The sequence below is a fragment of the Pseudobacillus wudalianchiensis genome, from assembly GCF_001685015.1.
GTDB lineage: Bacteria > Bacillota > Bacilli > Bacillales > Domibacillaceae > Pseudobacillus > Pseudobacillus wudalianchiensis.
In genome coordinates this window covers 172,475-186,729 of sequence record NZ_MAYT01000028.1, presented here as the reverse complement: position 1 = coordinate 186,729, position 14,255 = coordinate 172,475, and the positions used below count along the sequence as shown (strand labels likewise).

The following is a 14,255-nucleotide window of genomic DNA, read 5'->3' as shown; positions in this document are numbered from 1 at the left end:
AATAAGAAAAAATAAGAGCATTGATCGGTAACAGAAAGACCAGTCATTGTAGGAGGATTTAATCATGAATTTGTTAGAAAAAACTAGAAAAATTAACAAGCTGCTTCAAGATGCGGCGGGCAAGCATGTCAACTTCAAAGAAATGGCAGAATCCCTGTCAGGTCTTATTGAAGCGAATGTGTATGTTGTTAGCCGTCGAGGCAAGCTGCTTGGCTTTGGAGTAAATCAGCAAATTGAAAATGAGCGAATGAAAAAAATGCTCGCTGAAAGGCAATTTCCTGAAGAGTACACAAAAAATCTATTTAATTTGGAAGACACCTCTTCAAATCTTGGTGTCGATAGTGAATACACTGCTTTTCCGGTTGAGAATAAAGAACTGTTTAGAAATGGCCATACTACTATTGTACCGATTAAAGGAGCAGGTGAGCGTCTTGGCACGTTAGTTCTTGCCCGTTTAGAAGAGAAGTTCCACGATGAGGATTTAATTTTAGCAGAGTATGGTGCTACTGTCGTAGGGATGGAGATTCTTCGTGAAAAAACAGAAGAAATTGAAGAAGAGGCAAGAAGCAAAGCGGTGGTCCAAATGGCCATTAGCTCTCTTTCGTACAGTGAATTAGAAGCAATTGAGCATATCTTTGAAGAGTTAGACGGCAAAGAAGGTTTACTCGTTGCTTCGAAGATTGCTGATCGTGTAGGGATTACTCGTTCTGTTATTGTAAATGCGCTACGGAAATTGGAGAGTGCTGGTGTAATTGAGTCTCGTTCACTAGGGATGAAAGGCACATATATCAAAGTGTTAAACGATAAATTCTTAGTAGAATTGGAAAAATTAAAATCAAATTAAAGTAATAATAAAGCAAAAACCACCTGTTTTCGACAGGTGGTTTTTTTGTTGGTTTTTGTCAAAATGGGAAGTTTGTCATTTGCTTCTTGTTATGGAATTGTGATTAAATGTGTGGTAGCGAATTCTAATTGTTCTATTATATGAGTCTTTAAGCCTATATTTGTCATTTTAGTTAAAATTTTATTAATTTATTCGTAAAACCGTAATCTTTCGTGAAATTTAGACAGGATTTATGTTATAGTTTCTAACATGAGATTGAAAATAAAGAGAATTAGGGCAAAAGATGCTTTCTCTTTAAAATAAAGGAAATAGAGGAAAAAATGTTTCAAAATGTGTTTATAAGAGAAAATATTATTAATATATGTAGACGGAGTGGTGATAAATGAAGATATTTTCAGATTCATTCAGCAATCTTGAAAAGGGATTAGATTATTCGGCGTTAAAGCAAAAAGTAATCGCTAATAATATCGCAAATGCTGATACACCGAATTATAAATCGAAAGATGTCAGCTTTAAGGAGATTTTTGACGAAACAAAGGCTAATGAATTAACTGCTCACCGTACTGACTCTCGTCATTTTTCCTTCCATTCAAGTGCAAGCCATCCCGCTATTATGACGAATCGTAACCTTTCCTTTAATCAGAATGGAAACAGTGTCGATGTAGATAAAGAGATGGCAGATCTTGCCACAAACCAAATTTATTATAACGCTCTTGCTGATCGGATAAGCGGTAAGTTTACTTCTCTTTCAAACATCATTAAAGGAGGAAGATAAAAGTGTCCATGTTCCATAGTATGAACACGACTTCATCAGCTTTGACCGCCCAACGACTACGAATGGATGTTGTTTCTTCCAACATGGCAAATATGGATTCAACCCGTGCCCGTCAGATAAATGGGGAGTGGCAGCCGTATCGACGGAAATCTGTCGTTTTTCAACCTCAACAGAGCGGGTTTTCTTCGTATTTGAATCAGGCAATGGGAAGAGAAAATAGCAGGGCAGGAAGCGGAGTTAAGGTCACAAAGATTATCGATGATAACGTGACACCTTTTAAAATGGTGTATGATCCAACCCATCCGGATGCCAATAAAGAAGGATATGTACAAATGCCTAACGTTGATCCATTGCGTGAGATGGTAGATTTGATGGCCGCTACTCGTTCCTACGAGGCAAATGTAACGGTATTTAACGCTTCTAAATCTATGATGACGAAGGCTCTAGAGATTGGTAAGTAAAGGAGATAAATAAATGGCTATTCAATCTATTCAAGGAGTAACACCTTTTTTAAAAACAGAGAGGGCTGAAACGAAGCCGGAGGCAACACCTTATGAGGCGCAGCACAACTTTGCCCACTTTTTGAAAGAGTCACTTAATCAAGTCAGCCAGGCAGAGGCGCAGTCTAATAACTTAACTAATAAATTGATTCGTGGAGAAGATGTTGACCTCCACCAAGTATTAATTGCAGGGCAAAAAGCAAGTATAGCTATGCAATTAACAATGGAAGTACGCAACAAAGCGGTGGAAGCTTATCAGGAAGTTATGAGAATGCAAATGTAAAAGCAGAAAGATAGAAACACCCTTTGAATTAGAAGCAACTTAACCGGGGGATTGTAATGAATGAAACGATACGCCAACAATTAACGAGAATAAGAGAATATTGGAGTAGCCGCACGAAAAGGCAAAAGTGGATAGGGATTGGTTCCTTTTTGTTATTCGTGATCGCTATTAGTGCTCTTGTTCTATTTATGACAAGGGAAACAATGGTACCCCTTTACAGCGACCTTTCACCTACGGAAGTAGGAGCGATAAAAGAAAATTTAGATGGCCGGGGAATCAAGTATGAAATTACTGAGGGAGGAACCGGGATATTAGTTCCTGAAGAAACCGTAGATTCATTAAAGGTTGATTTAGCAGCTGAGGGACTACCTAAGTCAGGAAGCATTGATTATGGATTTTTTAGTGAAAATGCTGGCTTTGGGATGACCGACAATGAATTTAACATTTTAAAGCTCGATGCCATGCAGACCGAACTTGCTCATTTAATAACAGGTATTGAGGGAGTAAAAGATGCCAAAGTCATGATCAATCTCCCAGAAAAAGATGTATTCGTGAGAGACGATGGAGAAAAAGCTTCTGCGTCCGTCGTATTGAACACTGAGCCTGGATATCAGTTTGATGAAAAACAAATTCGAGCGCTTTATCATCTCGTCTCGAAAACTGTGCCGAACCTGCCACCTGAGAATATTGTTATTATGAATCAAAATTTTGAGTATTATGACCAGCAGGATGGCGGCGGTTCTTTATCTGGCAATGAGATGGTTCAACAAATGGAAATCAAGAAAAATGTTGAGCGGGATATTCAGCGCCAAGTTCAGAGTATGCTTGGGACGCTTATGGGACAGGACAAGGTTGTAGTATCCGTCACTGCGGATATCGATTTTACTCAGGAAAATAGAGAAGAGAACCTCGTTACTCCTGTCGATGAAGAAAAGATGCAAGGAATTCAGATTAGTGCTCAGCGAATTACCGAAACCTTTACGGGGGATAAGGCCGCAGCGGGCGGTGTTCCCCAAGGAGAAGACCCGGCTGATTCACAAGGCTCCACTTATATGGAGGGAGCAGGTGGTTCCGGAGATTATGAACGTTCAGAGGAAACGATTAATAACGAAGTAAATCGAATTCGAAAGAAAATTAAAGAAAGTCCTTATAAGATTCGTGATTTAGGCATTCAAGTGATGGTTGAGCCTCCAAAAGCTAACAGCCCGGATTCATTGCCTCAAGAGCGGGTGGATGATATCCAGCAAATGCTTGGTACGATTGTCCGCACATCCATAGATAAAGGATATAACCAGCAGTTAACGGATCAGGATTTAGAGCAAAAAATTGCCGTTTCTGTTCAGCCGTTTAAAGGCAAAGTGACATTTGATGAGGAAAAGCAATCAAATATACCTTGGTGGGTGTATGTGATTGGAGCGGTACTGCTCGTCGTTATCGGAATTTTAGTCTTCTTTATTTTGCGTGCTCGTCGCCGAGAAGAGGAAGAGGAATTCGAAGAGGAAATGGACCCAGTTGAAACACTTGAAGATATTAATGAAATCGAAACAGAAGCGTCAGCCCGCAGAAAGCAGTTGGAGAAGATGGCGAAAGAGAAACCTGAAGAATTCGCTAAGCTCCTTCGATCCTGGTTATCGGAAGAATAAGAATTGGTTAGGTAAAGATAAGCATGTGCTGAATAGGAGGAGTTCATGATGGCTGTGAGAGAAAAAAAATTAACAGGAAAACAAAAAGCGGCCATTCTTCTTATTTCCCTCGGCCCGGACGTCTCTGCTTCTGTTTACAAGCATTTATCGGAAGAAGAGATCGAACGGCTCACTTTGGAAATATCAGGAGTAAAAAAAGTCGATGCTGAGGCGAAAGAGGAAGTGTTTGAAGAGTTTCATAATATTGCGCTGGCCCAAGATTACATCACACAAGGCGGCATTGGGTATGCCAAGACAGTTCTTGAAAAAGCGCTCGGCAAAGATCAAGCCCAGAACATTATTAATAGACTCACGTCTTCTTTACAGGTTAGACCTTTTGATTTTGCACGCAGAGCAGAAGCAAGCCAGATTTTAAATTTTATTCAAAATGAACACCCACAAACGATCGCTTTAATTCTTTCTTACTTAGATCCACAGCAGGCAGGTCAGATTCTTTCTGAACTGCCTCAAGATGTGCAGGCGGATATTGCTAGGAGAATTGCTATTATGGATAGTACCTCTCCCGAGATTATCAATGAAGTAGAGGCCATTTTGGAGCGAAAGCTAAGTGCTACCGTTACACAAGATTACACGCAAACAGGCGGAGTAGAGGCAGTCGTAGAGGTATTGAATGGTGTCGACCGGGCAACAGAAAAAACGATTCTGGACTCTCTCGAAATTCAGGATCCTGAACTCGCTGAAGAGATTAAAAAGCGGATGTTTGTCTTTGAAGACATCGTCACATTGGATAATCGTTCTATTCAGCGCGTCATTCGTGATTGTGAGAACGAAGATCTATTGCTGTCGTTAAAAGTATCCAGTGAGGATGTAAAAGAGGTCGTCTTCCGAAACATGTCGACGCGGATGGTAGAAACCTTCAAGGAAGAAATGGAATTTATGGGTCCTGTGCGGCTGCGTGATGTAGAAGAGGCACAGTCCCGAATTGTAAGTACAATCCGCAGACTTGAAGAAGCCGGTGAAATTATTATAGCCCGCGGTGGAGGGGATGACATTATTGTCTAGAATTATCAAATCCCACCGGGCCGAACGTACGAGCGAAGCGAATAAAGAAATCAAAGTAAAAGTATTTCACTCCCCGCCTCCTGATTCAGATCAAGGAGAGGGACTGTCAAATCAAACAGTTTATTTTGAGGAAGACAAAAAAAGGATATTGGAAGAGGCTGAGGCAGCAACTCGCGATATGATTGCTCAAGCGGAACAGCAACGACGAGAAATCGAACAAGCGATAGAAAGCGAAAAGCAGTCGTGGGAGGCAGAGAAGCAAGCGCTAGTTGAACAAGCTTATGAAGAGGGATTTCAGGCTGGTCAAGCTCAAGGACGTAAAGCGGGATACGATGACTATATAGAGTTGATTGAGACAGCAAAAGAAGCAGTGGAATGTTCGAAAAAAGAGTATGAAATGAATGTTCAGCGATCTGAAAAACTCATACTCGATATTGCCATAAAGTCAGCTGAAAGGATTACTAGCCAAAAACTTCAAGAAGACGAGCAAGCCTTCTTAACGATGATCAAGCAAGCGTTAAAAGATATGCCAGACCAGAAAGAAATCCAAATACACGTTCATCCGGCACACTATTCGTTCGTCGTTAGTCAAAAAGAAGAAATAGATGCCATGTTTCCAATTGATACGCTTTGTTATATTTATCCGAATGAAAAGCTGGAGGAAGACGGCTGCTATATTGAAACGAGTCATGGCCGGATCGAAATCGGGCTTGATAGCCAGTTGCAGCAGTTAAGAAAACAACTATTTGAACTTCTTGAAGGTGAAGAACATTGAAGCTATCCAAGTTAGCTCAAAAAATTAGCAGTCTTGATACGTATAAGCGGTATGGCCGTATAAAGCGGGTAGTTGGTTTAATGATTGAATCACAAGGCCCAAAATCGTCCATTGGCGATGTTTGTCTTATCTATCCAAACGGAGCAGCCAAAGATCAGGTCATCCATGCAGAAGTGATCGGCTTTAAAGATGAAATGGTCATTTTAATGCCCTACAGCGATATAAGCGATATTTCACCGGGAAGCCTTGTGGAATCTTTAGGGCATCCTTTAGCTATTAAAGTTGGCCCTTCACTGATTGGAAAAGTAGTCGATTCAATGGGAAATCCAATGGATGGAACTTCTCTTCCGAAAACACTTACTTCTGTTGGAACAGAGCAAAGTCCGCCTAATCCCCTTACCCGGCCGCCCATTCATGACCGGCTAGAAGTAGGTGTACGGGCGATTGATAGTATGTTAACGGTTGGAAAGGGACAGCGGATTGGCATTTTTGCGGGAAGCGGTGTTGGCAAAAGCACCCTTCTTGGCATGATTGCCCGCAATACAAAAGCAGATTTAAATGTAATTGCTTTAATTGGAGAACGCGGAAGAGAAGTCAGGGAGTTTATCGAACGCGATCTTGGACCGGAAGGACGTTCTCGCTCAATCGTTGTCGCGGCTACATCCGATCAGCCGGCTTTAATGAGAATCAAAGGAGCTTTTACAGCGACGGCTATTGCTGAATATTTCAGAGATAAAGGCCTAAATGTCATGTTGATGATGGATTCTGTTACAAGGGTGGCGATGGCGCAGCGAGAAGTTGGGCTGGCGGTCGGAGAACCACCGGCAACGAAAGGCTACACACCTTCCGTATTTGCCATCATGCCGAAGCTGCTAGAACGGACTGGTACAAACGAGTTAGGTACGATTACAGCTTTTTATACAGTGCTTGTCGATGGAGATGACATGAATGAACCCATTGCTGACGCAGTCAGAGGGATATTAGATGGACATATTGTCCTTGACCGGGCGCTTGCTAATAAGGGACAGTATCCGGCGATTAACGTGTTAAAAAGTGTAAGCCGGCTAATGAGTCATTTAGCAACAGAAGAACACAAGCAAGCCGCTATTCAAATTAGAGACATGATGAGCACGTATTTAAATTCTGAAGATCTGATCAATATAGGTGCTTACAAAAAAGGTTCATCGGCTGAAATAGACCGCGCCATTGAATATTATCCAAAGATTATTTCTTACTTAAAACAACGGACAGATGAAAAAGTTTCCCTAGAAGAAAGCGTAGCATCTCTTATTCAGTTAGCTGAAAGGGGAGAATATTAACTATGGTGTATCATTATAAATTCCAAAAAATATTACAGCTGAAAGAACGTGAAAAGGAAGAAACACAAACCCTTTATAACGAATCGCTAAAGCAATTCGAAGAAGCAGCTGAGAAGTTATATTCTTTATTAAAGAAAAAAGAAAGTTTAATTGATTTTCAGGAAACAAAAATGGTTAGCGGCTTTTCTATCCATGAAATTCAGCACTACCAGCTTTTTGTTTCTAATCTAGAGCAAACGATTCGCTATCAGCAGCAAGTAGTCATAAATGCCCGCAGTAAAATGCAATGGCATGAGCAGCAGCTGCAAGAGAAAAATATAGAAGTAAAAAAATACGAAAAAATAAAAGAAAAAGACTTTGAGAAGTTCAAAGAAAGCTTGTTGGAAGAGGAAAGTAAACAAATGGATGAAATTTCAGCCATTCAATTTATGAACCGTGGAAAATAGGTGAGGGTCTTGGCAAAGAAAAAGAAAAAAGAAGAATTCGTGGAAATAGAAGAAGAGAAAGGATACGGCGTATTTCAATGGATTCTTTTTGTTCTTGTAATTCCATTGCTGTTTGCCATTACGGTGGCCTTGATCGTAATGACTGTAGCGGGTGTAAATATATTTGAGAAAGCAAAAGAAGTAGGAGCACATGTCCCCTTCGTTTCCAAGCTCATAGACGATGGAGGAAACAATCAGGGCGGCCAAACAGACAAGGAAAAGATTGTTTCGCTGCAGGCGGAAGTAAAAAATAAAGAAGCAAAGATAGAACAGCTTGAAAAAAAGCTAAAGACGTCCGATAAAAAAATGGAAGACCTGTTAACAGAGAAAGACCGCTTAGAAATCGAAATAGAGAAATTACGGCAGCAAGACAATACTGCTGATGCAGCTAAGGAGCAGCAGAACAGTGAAAATAAGAAGTTGAGCGACACATATGAAGCAATGGCACCGAAGAATATTGCCAGCATTTTAGTCAATTTGTCTGATAATGAAGCAGTAAAAATTTTAACCGAAATGAGTACAGAAAAGCAGGCGGCTGTTTTAGAGAAGCTTCCTCCAGACAAAGCTGCTAAATACACGAAAATACTTTCAGGCGCTTCCTAGTGGCCGATGATGATAAGAGCAGGGGGATGGCAAGATCGTGATGCAATTAGTAAATGCGCTCTCAGCCCAAACGAATAAAAAGCAAGCACCAGTAAATGAGCAGGCTGCCTCGACAGGGGATTTTAAAACAATCCTTACTGGACAGCAAAGCAGCGCTCCGGTTCAAGAAGCCGCTGTTAACCCGACACAGACCAGGCTTATGGAAGAAAAGCAAATTGTCGAAGCAACCGGTTTAGAAGGTTTATTAAATATACCAGAAGCGATTAAATTAATCGCTAAAGAATGGGTCGCTGATGGAAAGCAGCCTTCTTTTGAAGAACTCGCTGCCTTTTTAGGAATGAGTACAGAACAGCTGCAAAAAAGCATCCAAGATTTAACGGACCAGCTTACAGCTTTGGCTGGTACGGAAAAATCGGAAGCTCTTCCGGTGGAGTCTGTAAAGGCAGATCAAAGCGAGGCTCAGAAAGAAGATCTGCCGATTGAATTAGTCGGAGAAGAAGGAATGAATGCCTTATTGCAGGCCATTCAACTATTGGCAGCTGTCCCTTCGAAAGAATGGCCAAAGCTTGAAGAAAAGGCTGTGCAAACTGTTTTACAGGCAGGGAAGCTGTGGCAGCTGCTAGGTGAAAAAGCAGATGGTCAAACAAAAGACCTTGCCTCACAAGCGGTATTGAAAACAATGATGAAAGAAGTGGCTGGCAAGTTAGATAAACTATTGGCACAGCCGCAGTCAGATAACCGAACAGCTATTTTACAAAAGGCTTTCCAAAGCTTTTTGCAGCCATCAGCAAGCAATACAAAGTTAGCCTCTGCTCATCAGTCTAGTACTCCTCAACAAGAAGGCATGAGTGAGCTAACAGACGGGCAATTAACACAGAAAACTACAGCTTTATTGCCTGGGAAAGAAGGAACGACGCACATTCAACCATTTTTCCACCCGCTGGGCCGTACGGAAACTTTTTCAATGAGTGTTCAAACAAATCCACGGCCGATGAACATGGAGCAATTTATGGAAAAGTTTTCGCAAATTCTTGGGAACTCTAATTTAGTGAAAATGCCAAATGGAACAAAGCTGCTGTTAAGATTGTATCCAGAGCAGCTCGGAAGCTTGCGCATTGAGCTATTGCAGCAAAATGGCGTCATGACAGCGAAAATCTTATCTTCCACTCCCGCGGTAAAAGAGCTGTTTGAGCAGCATGTAAGCAGCCTAAAGCATGCCTTTAGCCAGCAAAATGTTACGGTCGATAAAATCGAATTAACATTCAGTCAGGCAGAACCGCAGAAGTTTGATCGTCAGCAGCAACAGCAAGATCAATCTCGTCAGCCACAACAGGAAGCAAAATCTCAGGAGACTGATGACGAGCCAACGGAAAACTTTCAAGACCTATTATTAAACATGGAGGTTTAACAACCTATGGCAAAAATTGATCCTAGCTTATACTTAGCAAACAACAAGCAGCAGCCGAAAACAGGAAATAGTGCACTTGGGAAAGATGAGTTCTTAAAGATTTTAATGACACAGCTGCAAAATCAGGATCCGCTCAGCCCGATGGAGGATAAAGATTTTATCGCCCAGATGGCCACCTTTTCTTCCTTAGAACAAATGACGAACATGGCTACCTCTTTCGATAAGTTTTTGCAAATGCAGCAGGCTTCCCAGATGATCAGCTATAACTCGTTCGTTGGCAAAGAAGTGACCTGGCATAAAATTGTGGAAAACAGCGATCCGAACGCTGAACCAGAAGTGCAAACAGGAACAGGAACGATCGCTTCCGTGCAGTTTAAAGGAAATGGCGTTCAATTTTTAATGACAGACGGAACGATATTAGAACCCGCTAATATTTCAGAAGTGAAGGGCGGCAGCGGAACTGGCAGCAGCCATTCACTTGTCGATGCCAGTCATTTAATTGGGCATAAAGTCACTTGGAATAAAGACGGAGCCGACCAAACAGCAATCGTTCAATCCGTTTCAATGAAGGACGGCGCCATCTGGCTGCAATTAGACAATGGAGAAAAAGCCAGCCCTTCTTCACTAACGAAAATTGAAAAATAATCGCTGCCATTTTTTTAATAAAAACGACAAATTTCACAAAAAAGACCTAATCAAACCGGCCGATGAGCCGATAATAATGAAGAAGCAAGAGGATGGTCAGTCCATTGAAAATAACGAATTGGGTTTGTGAAAGAAGCCCATTCGAAAGGGGAAAAATAATCAATGCTACGTTCAATGTACTCAGGAATCAGCGGAATGAAAGGCTTTCAAAATAAATTAGATGTTATTGGCAACAACATTGCCAACGTGAATACATTTGGATTTAAAAAAGGGCGCGTTACCTTCAAAGATATGGTGAGTCAGCAGATCTCTGGAGCTTCGGGAGCGAATAACGGATTAGGCGGCACGAATCCAAAACAAGTAGGATTGGGTGGCCAAATTAGTTCTATCGATACAATTCATACACAAGGAAGTTTGCAAACTACGGCAAGACCACTAGATTTAAGTATTTCAGGAGATGGATTCTTCGTATTGTCTAATGGTACTGACACATTGTATACGAGATCTGGAAACTTCTATTTAGATGCAGAGGGCAATGTCGTGAATAGCGATGGCTATTATTTACAAGGCGAGGGCGGTGGAAATATTACTATACCTCCGGAAGCTCAAAGCTTTAGTATTGGTGCAGATGGAAGTATTACAGCAGTAGGAGCTACTGTAGATGGAGGGCCTATTCAGTTGGCCAAATTTCCTAATCCTGATGGCTTGGAAAAAGCAGGTGGAAATATGTACAGGGAGTCTAGTAACTCTGGAGAGCCGGAGTTAGGTGCCCCGGGAGGAGAAACGGGAGCTGGTAAAATCGTTTCCGGCACACTAGAAATGTCAAACGTTGACCTTTCTGAAGAGTTTACAGAAATGATCGTGGCACAGCGTGGCTTCCAGGCGAATACGCGTATTATTACGACGTCGGATGAAATTCTTCAGGAGCTTGTGAATCTGAAGCGGTAATGACTGATTTGTAAATGAGGGAGGTGTCAGGGTTGGAGCTGCCGCTTCAACCCTGAAAATCTATTGATTAGTGTAACGAGATTAAATGGCAAATCGTTTTCGCTGAATGCTCTTTATATTGAAACGATTGAGAGTTTCCCTGATACAACCATTACACTTTCGAATGGAAAGAAATATATTGTGCGCGAGTCGGAGGAAGAGGTAAGAAAGCGGTTGGAAGAGTTTTATCGCCGGGTGCACGTATTAGGGAAAATGGAACAGGGAGAGATGAAGAATGGAGACTGAAGCGAAAGCCGGAAAAGGGAATAACAAGCTGCTCACCGTGATGATCGTCATGTTGACAGTCATTTTATTGATCGGCACCGTAGCAATCATCATTATCTTAAAGTCTTCTAAAGAGGGCAGTGCAAAAGAGCCTGACATTGATGAGGTCATTGAGTCCTCAGTAGATATTCCGGAAATGACGACGAATCTTGCGTCGGATGACTATATCCGCATCTCATTTAAAATTCAGACAGACAGTAAAAAAACGCAAGAGGAACTAACAAAGCGTGATTTCCAAGCAAAGAATATTATTATTGAAGAGCTTTCTGAAATGAAATCGCAGGATTTAAAAGGGAAAAAAGGAAAAGAACAATTGACAAATCGGCTAAAAGATCAGTTAAATGAAATTATGCAGGATGGAGAAGTGCTTGACGTTTATATCACCTCTTATATTATCCAGTAATACATGACAATTTATTTGATGGAGGTGACAGCATGCCGGGAGAGGTTTTATCGCAAAATGAAATAGATGCCTTGCTGTCCGCTCTTTCTACAGGAGAAATGAATGCGGATGAACTGAAGAAGGAAGAGCAGGAGAAAAGGGTCAAAGTTTACGATTTTAAGAGAGCCCTCCGCTTTTCAAAAGACCAAATTCGCAGCTTAACGCGGATGCATGATAATTTTGCTCGAATCTTAACGACTTTTTTCTCTGCTCAGCTGCGGACGTTCGTACAGATTTCAGTCGCATCAACGGATCAAGTCCCTTATGAAGAATTCATCCGCTCTATTCCCAATATGACGGTGCTAAATGTCTTTGAAGTGCCGCCGCTTGATGGTCACGTTCTGATGGAAGTGAACCCCAATATTGCCTACGCTGTTTTAGATCGATTACTTGGCGGCCGCGGAGCAAGTGTCCACAATGTTGAGGGATTAACGGAAATAGAAACAAAGATTATGTCGAATATATTTGAACGGGCGTTCGAGAATTATCGTGAGGCCTGGTCAAATCTTATGGATATTGATCCACTTATGACAAATTTTGAAGTAAATCCACAATTTTTGCAGATGGTATCTCCGAATGAAACGGTAGTTGTGATATCATTAGATACAACAATTGGCGAAACGACAGGCATGATTAATATTTGTATACCTCACGTCGTTTTAGAGCCAGTAATCCCCAAACTTTCTGTCCATTACTGGATGCAAAATCCGGACAAAAAAGAAAGGCAGCCAGGGGAGTATGAAAATTTACAACGACGAATTCAAAAAGCAGAAGTTCCTATTATAGCTGAACTTGGCGGTACTACTATTATGGTAGAGGACTTTTTGGCGCTTGCTGTCGGTGATGTTATTGAGATGGAAAAAAGTATCAATGAGCCGCTCATCGTAAAGGTTAGCGATATTCCAAAATTCACTGCACAACCTGGAAAAATGAATAAAAAAATGGCCATTCAAATTCTTGATGAGTTCAAGGGGGGAGATGAGGACAATGGGTGACGGCATGCTTTCTCAAGAAGAAATAGATGCCTTGTTAAGAGGTACAGCTGATACAAACGAAGAAAGCGATCATACAATGGAGGCAGCCGCTGCATCGGCTACAGAAACGTATGTAGACTCTTTTGAGCAGGATACCCTCGGCGAAATCGGTAACATTTCATTTGGGAGCTCTGCTACGGCACTTTCTAGTTTATTAAATCAGAAAGTGGAAATTACAACGCCAACAGTCAGTGTGATCGATCGTCAAAATCTAAAGGATGAATTTCCTCATCCATATGTAGCAATTGAAGTAGAGTATACAGAAGGGTTTACAGGGGCGACTAATTTGCTCGTTATTAAACAATCAGATGCAGCCATCATTGCGGACTTAATGCTCGGAGGCGATGGGACCAACCCTGGCGAAAACCTAGGAGAGATCCAATTAAGCGCCGTACAAGAGGCAATGAACCAGATGATGGGTTCGGCTGCAACCTCTATGTCAACGATTTTTAATAAGCGTGTTGATATTTCTCCGCCTTCGATCGGCATAATGGATTTGAATGTAGGGAAGGGCGAAGATGCGCTAAAAGAACAAGAACTGCTTGTGAAAATTTCTTTCCGTTTAACGATTGGCGATCTCATTGATTCCAACATTATGCAGCTTGTTCCATTAGAGTTTGCTAAAGGGCTTGTTCATGAATTAATGAACCCTTCGGTTGAAGAAGCGCCTGCACCAGAAATAGCGAAGGAGCCTCAAGCTCAGCCGGAGCCGGCTCAAACGGTGAATCAGCAATCAACAGCTCCAGCTTCACCTGCTCCGACTCAGCATAATAGCCAGCAGCCTGCACAGGCAAATGGACAAGCAGCGAATGCCTCTGTTCAGCAGCCGCCTGTCAATGTCCAGCCTGCTTCTTTTGCTTCGTTTGAACCACCGCCACTACAGGAGCATGAAACACGCAATTTAAGCATGCTGTTGGATATACCCTTGCAAGTAACGGTAGAGTTGGGAAGAACGAATCGATCGGTAAAAGATATTCTTGACTTAACAGCAGGTTCTATTATCGAGCTGGATAAACTAGCTGGTGAACCGGTTGATATCCTTGTCAACAGCCGATTAGTAGCTAAGGGAGAGGTCGTTGTCATTGAAGAGAATTTCGGCGTTCGCATTACAGATATTTTAAGTCAGAGCGACCGTCTAAGAAACTTAAATTAATTTTATTCTGGG

At 41.7% G+C, this 14,255-nt stretch carries 17 protein-coding genes; all 17 read left to right on the top strand.

Annotated elements, in window-relative coordinates; translation table 11 throughout:
* The first annotated feature begins 64 nt into the window (after positions 1–64).
* The 17 genes from codY to fliY all read left to right on the top strand — a co-directional run bounded on the left by codY (position 65) and on the right by fliY (position 14,243).
* On the top strand, positions 65–844 hold the full coding sequence (gene codY, locus A8F95_RS16310; protein ID WP_049661509.1) for a GTP-sensing pleiotropic transcriptional regulator CodY: 780 nt from the start codon (positions 65–67) through the stop codon (positions 842–844).
* 382 nt (positions 845–1,226) lie between these two features.
* Positions 1,227–1,619 carry a flagellar basal body rod protein FlgB gene (gene flgB / locus A8F95_RS16305; RefSeq protein WP_065411486.1) on the top strand — a complete coding sequence of 131 codons (393 nt, stop codon included), beginning with the start codon at positions 1,227–1,229 and terminating at the stop codon, positions 1,617–1,619.
* Between the two features lie 2 nt (positions 1,620–1,621).
* Positions 1,622–2,080 (top strand): flagellar basal body rod protein FlgC, encoded by a 459-nt coding sequence (flgC, locus tag A8F95_RS16300; protein WP_065411485.1) that lies wholly within the window; start codon positions 1,622–1,624, stop codon positions 2,078–2,080.
* Positions 2,081–2,093: 13 nt separating this feature from the next.
* The gene (gene fliE / locus A8F95_RS16295) at positions 2,094–2,402 is read left to right on the top strand and encodes a flagellar hook-basal body complex protein FliE (protein ID WP_065411484.1); all 309 of its coding nucleotides are present in this window, start codon (positions 2,094–2,096) and stop codon (positions 2,400–2,402) included.
* A 56-nt stretch (positions 2,403–2,458) separates the two neighbouring features.
* Entirely contained in the window at positions 2,459–4,045 is a 1,587-nt protein-coding gene (gene fliF / locus A8F95_RS16290; protein ID WP_065411483.1) for a flagellar basal-body MS-ring/collar protein FliF, read from the top strand.
* 48 nt (positions 4,046–4,093) lie between these two features.
* Positions 4,094–5,107, top strand: coding sequence for a flagellar motor switch protein FliG (gene fliG, locus A8F95_RS16285; RefSeq protein ID WP_049661517.1), 1,014 nt, complete (start codon positions 4,094–4,096; stop codon positions 5,105–5,107).
* On the top strand, positions 5,100–5,882 hold the full coding sequence (fliH, locus tag A8F95_RS16280) for a flagellar assembly protein FliH (RefSeq protein ID WP_065411482.1): 783 nt from the start codon (positions 5,100–5,102) through the stop codon (positions 5,880–5,882). Before fliG ends, fliH begins: the two co-directional genes overlap by 8 nt.
* Entirely contained in the window at positions 5,879–7,201 is a 1,323-nt protein-coding gene (fliI, locus tag A8F95_RS16275; RefSeq protein ID WP_065411481.1) for a flagellar protein export ATPase FliI, read from the top strand. The genes fliH and fliI overlap by 4 nt, the downstream gene beginning before the upstream one ends.
* 2 nt (positions 7,202–7,203) lie before the next feature.
* Entirely contained in the window at positions 7,204–7,647 is a 444-nt protein-coding gene (fliJ, locus tag A8F95_RS16270) for a flagellar export protein FliJ (RefSeq protein ID WP_065411480.1), read from the top strand.
* A gap of 9 nt (positions 7,648–7,656) precedes the next feature.
* A complete protein-coding gene (locus A8F95_RS16265; protein ID WP_077247409.1) occupies positions 7,657–8,289 on the top strand; it encodes a MotE family protein in 633 nt (210 codons plus the stop codon).
* A 40-nt stretch (positions 8,290–8,329) separates the two neighbouring features.
* A complete protein-coding gene (locus A8F95_RS16260) occupies positions 8,330–9,697 on the top strand; it encodes a flagellar hook-length control protein FliK (RefSeq protein ID WP_245671408.1) in 1,368 nt (455 codons plus the stop codon).
* 6 nt (positions 9,698–9,703) lie between these two features.
* A complete protein-coding gene (gene flgD, locus A8F95_RS16255) occupies positions 9,704–10,342 on the top strand; it encodes a flagellar hook assembly protein FlgD (RefSeq protein ID WP_065411478.1) in 639 nt (212 codons plus the stop codon).
* A gap of 162 nt (positions 10,343–10,504) precedes the next feature.
* Complete coding sequence (gene flgG, locus A8F95_RS16250) at positions 10,505–11,290, top strand: flagellar basal body rod protein FlgG (RefSeq protein ID WP_065411477.1); 786 nt, start codon at positions 10,505–10,507, stop codon at positions 11,288–11,290.
* A gap of 63 nt (positions 11,291–11,353) precedes the next feature.
* The gene (locus A8F95_RS16245) at positions 11,354–11,575 is read left to right on the top strand and encodes a flagellar FlbD family protein (RefSeq protein WP_065411476.1); all 222 of its coding nucleotides are present in this window, start codon (positions 11,354–11,356) and stop codon (positions 11,573–11,575) included.
* Positions 11,565–12,017 carry a flagellar basal body-associated protein FliL gene (gene fliL / locus A8F95_RS16240; RefSeq protein WP_065411475.1) on the top strand — a complete coding sequence of 151 codons (453 nt, stop codon included), beginning with the start codon at positions 11,565–11,567 and terminating at the stop codon, positions 12,015–12,017. Before A8F95_RS16245 ends, fliL begins: the two co-directional genes overlap by 11 nt.
* A gap of 32 nt (positions 12,018–12,049) precedes the next feature.
* On the top strand, positions 12,050–13,051 hold the full coding sequence (gene fliM / locus A8F95_RS16235) for a flagellar motor switch protein FliM (protein WP_065411474.1): 1,002 nt from the start codon (positions 12,050–12,052) through the stop codon (positions 13,049–13,051).
* A complete protein-coding gene (gene fliY / locus A8F95_RS16230) occupies positions 13,035–14,243 on the top strand; it encodes a flagellar motor switch phosphatase FliY (RefSeq protein WP_425415014.1) in 1,209 nt (402 codons plus the stop codon). The genes fliM and fliY overlap by 17 nt, the downstream gene beginning before the upstream one ends.
* Positions 14,244–14,255 lie beyond the last annotated feature (12 nt).

Excerpts from the sequence above, each read along its gene's own strand:
- fliF (WP_065411483.1), top strand. The coding sequence starts at position 2,459 with ATGAATGAAACGATACGCCAACAATTAACGAGAATAAGAGAATATTGG.
- fliG (WP_049661517.1), top strand. The coding sequence starts at position 4,094 with ATGGCTGTGAGAGAAAAAAAATTAACAGGAAAACAAAAAGCGGCCATT.
- codY (WP_049661509.1), top strand. The coding sequence starts at position 65 with ATGAATTTGTTAGAAAAAACTAGAAAAATTAACAAGCTGCTTCAAGAT.
- flgG (WP_065411477.1), top strand. The coding sequence starts at position 10,505 with ATGCTACGTTCAATGTACTCAGGAATCAGCGGAATGAAAGGCTTTCAA.
- fliM (WP_065411474.1), top strand. The coding sequence starts at position 12,050 with ATGCCGGGAGAGGTTTTATCGCAAAATGAAATAGATGCCTTGCTGTCC.
- flgD (WP_065411478.1), top strand. The coding sequence starts at position 9,704 with ATGGCAAAAATTGATCCTAGCTTATACTTAGCAAACAACAAGCAGCAG.
- fliL (WP_065411475.1), top strand. The coding sequence starts at position 11,565 with ATGGAGACTGAAGCGAAAGCCGGAAAAGGGAATAACAAGCTGCTCACC.
- fliJ (WP_065411480.1), top strand. The coding sequence starts at position 7,204 with ATGGTGTATCATTATAAATTCCAAAAAATATTACAGCTGAAAGAACGT.
- flgB (WP_065411486.1), top strand. The coding sequence starts at position 1,227 with ATGAAGATATTTTCAGATTCATTCAGCAATCTTGAAAAGGGATTAGAT.
- A8F95_RS16260 (WP_245671408.1), top strand. The coding sequence starts at position 8,330 with ATGCAATTAGTAAATGCGCTCTCAGCCCAAACGAATAAAAAGCAAGCA.
- fliY (WP_425415014.1), top strand. The coding sequence starts at position 13,035 with ATGAGGACAATGGGTGACGGCATGCTTTCTCAAGAAGAAATAGATGCC.
- fliE (WP_065411484.1), top strand. The coding sequence starts at position 2,094 with ATGGCTATTCAATCTATTCAAGGAGTAACACCTTTTTTAAAAACAGAG.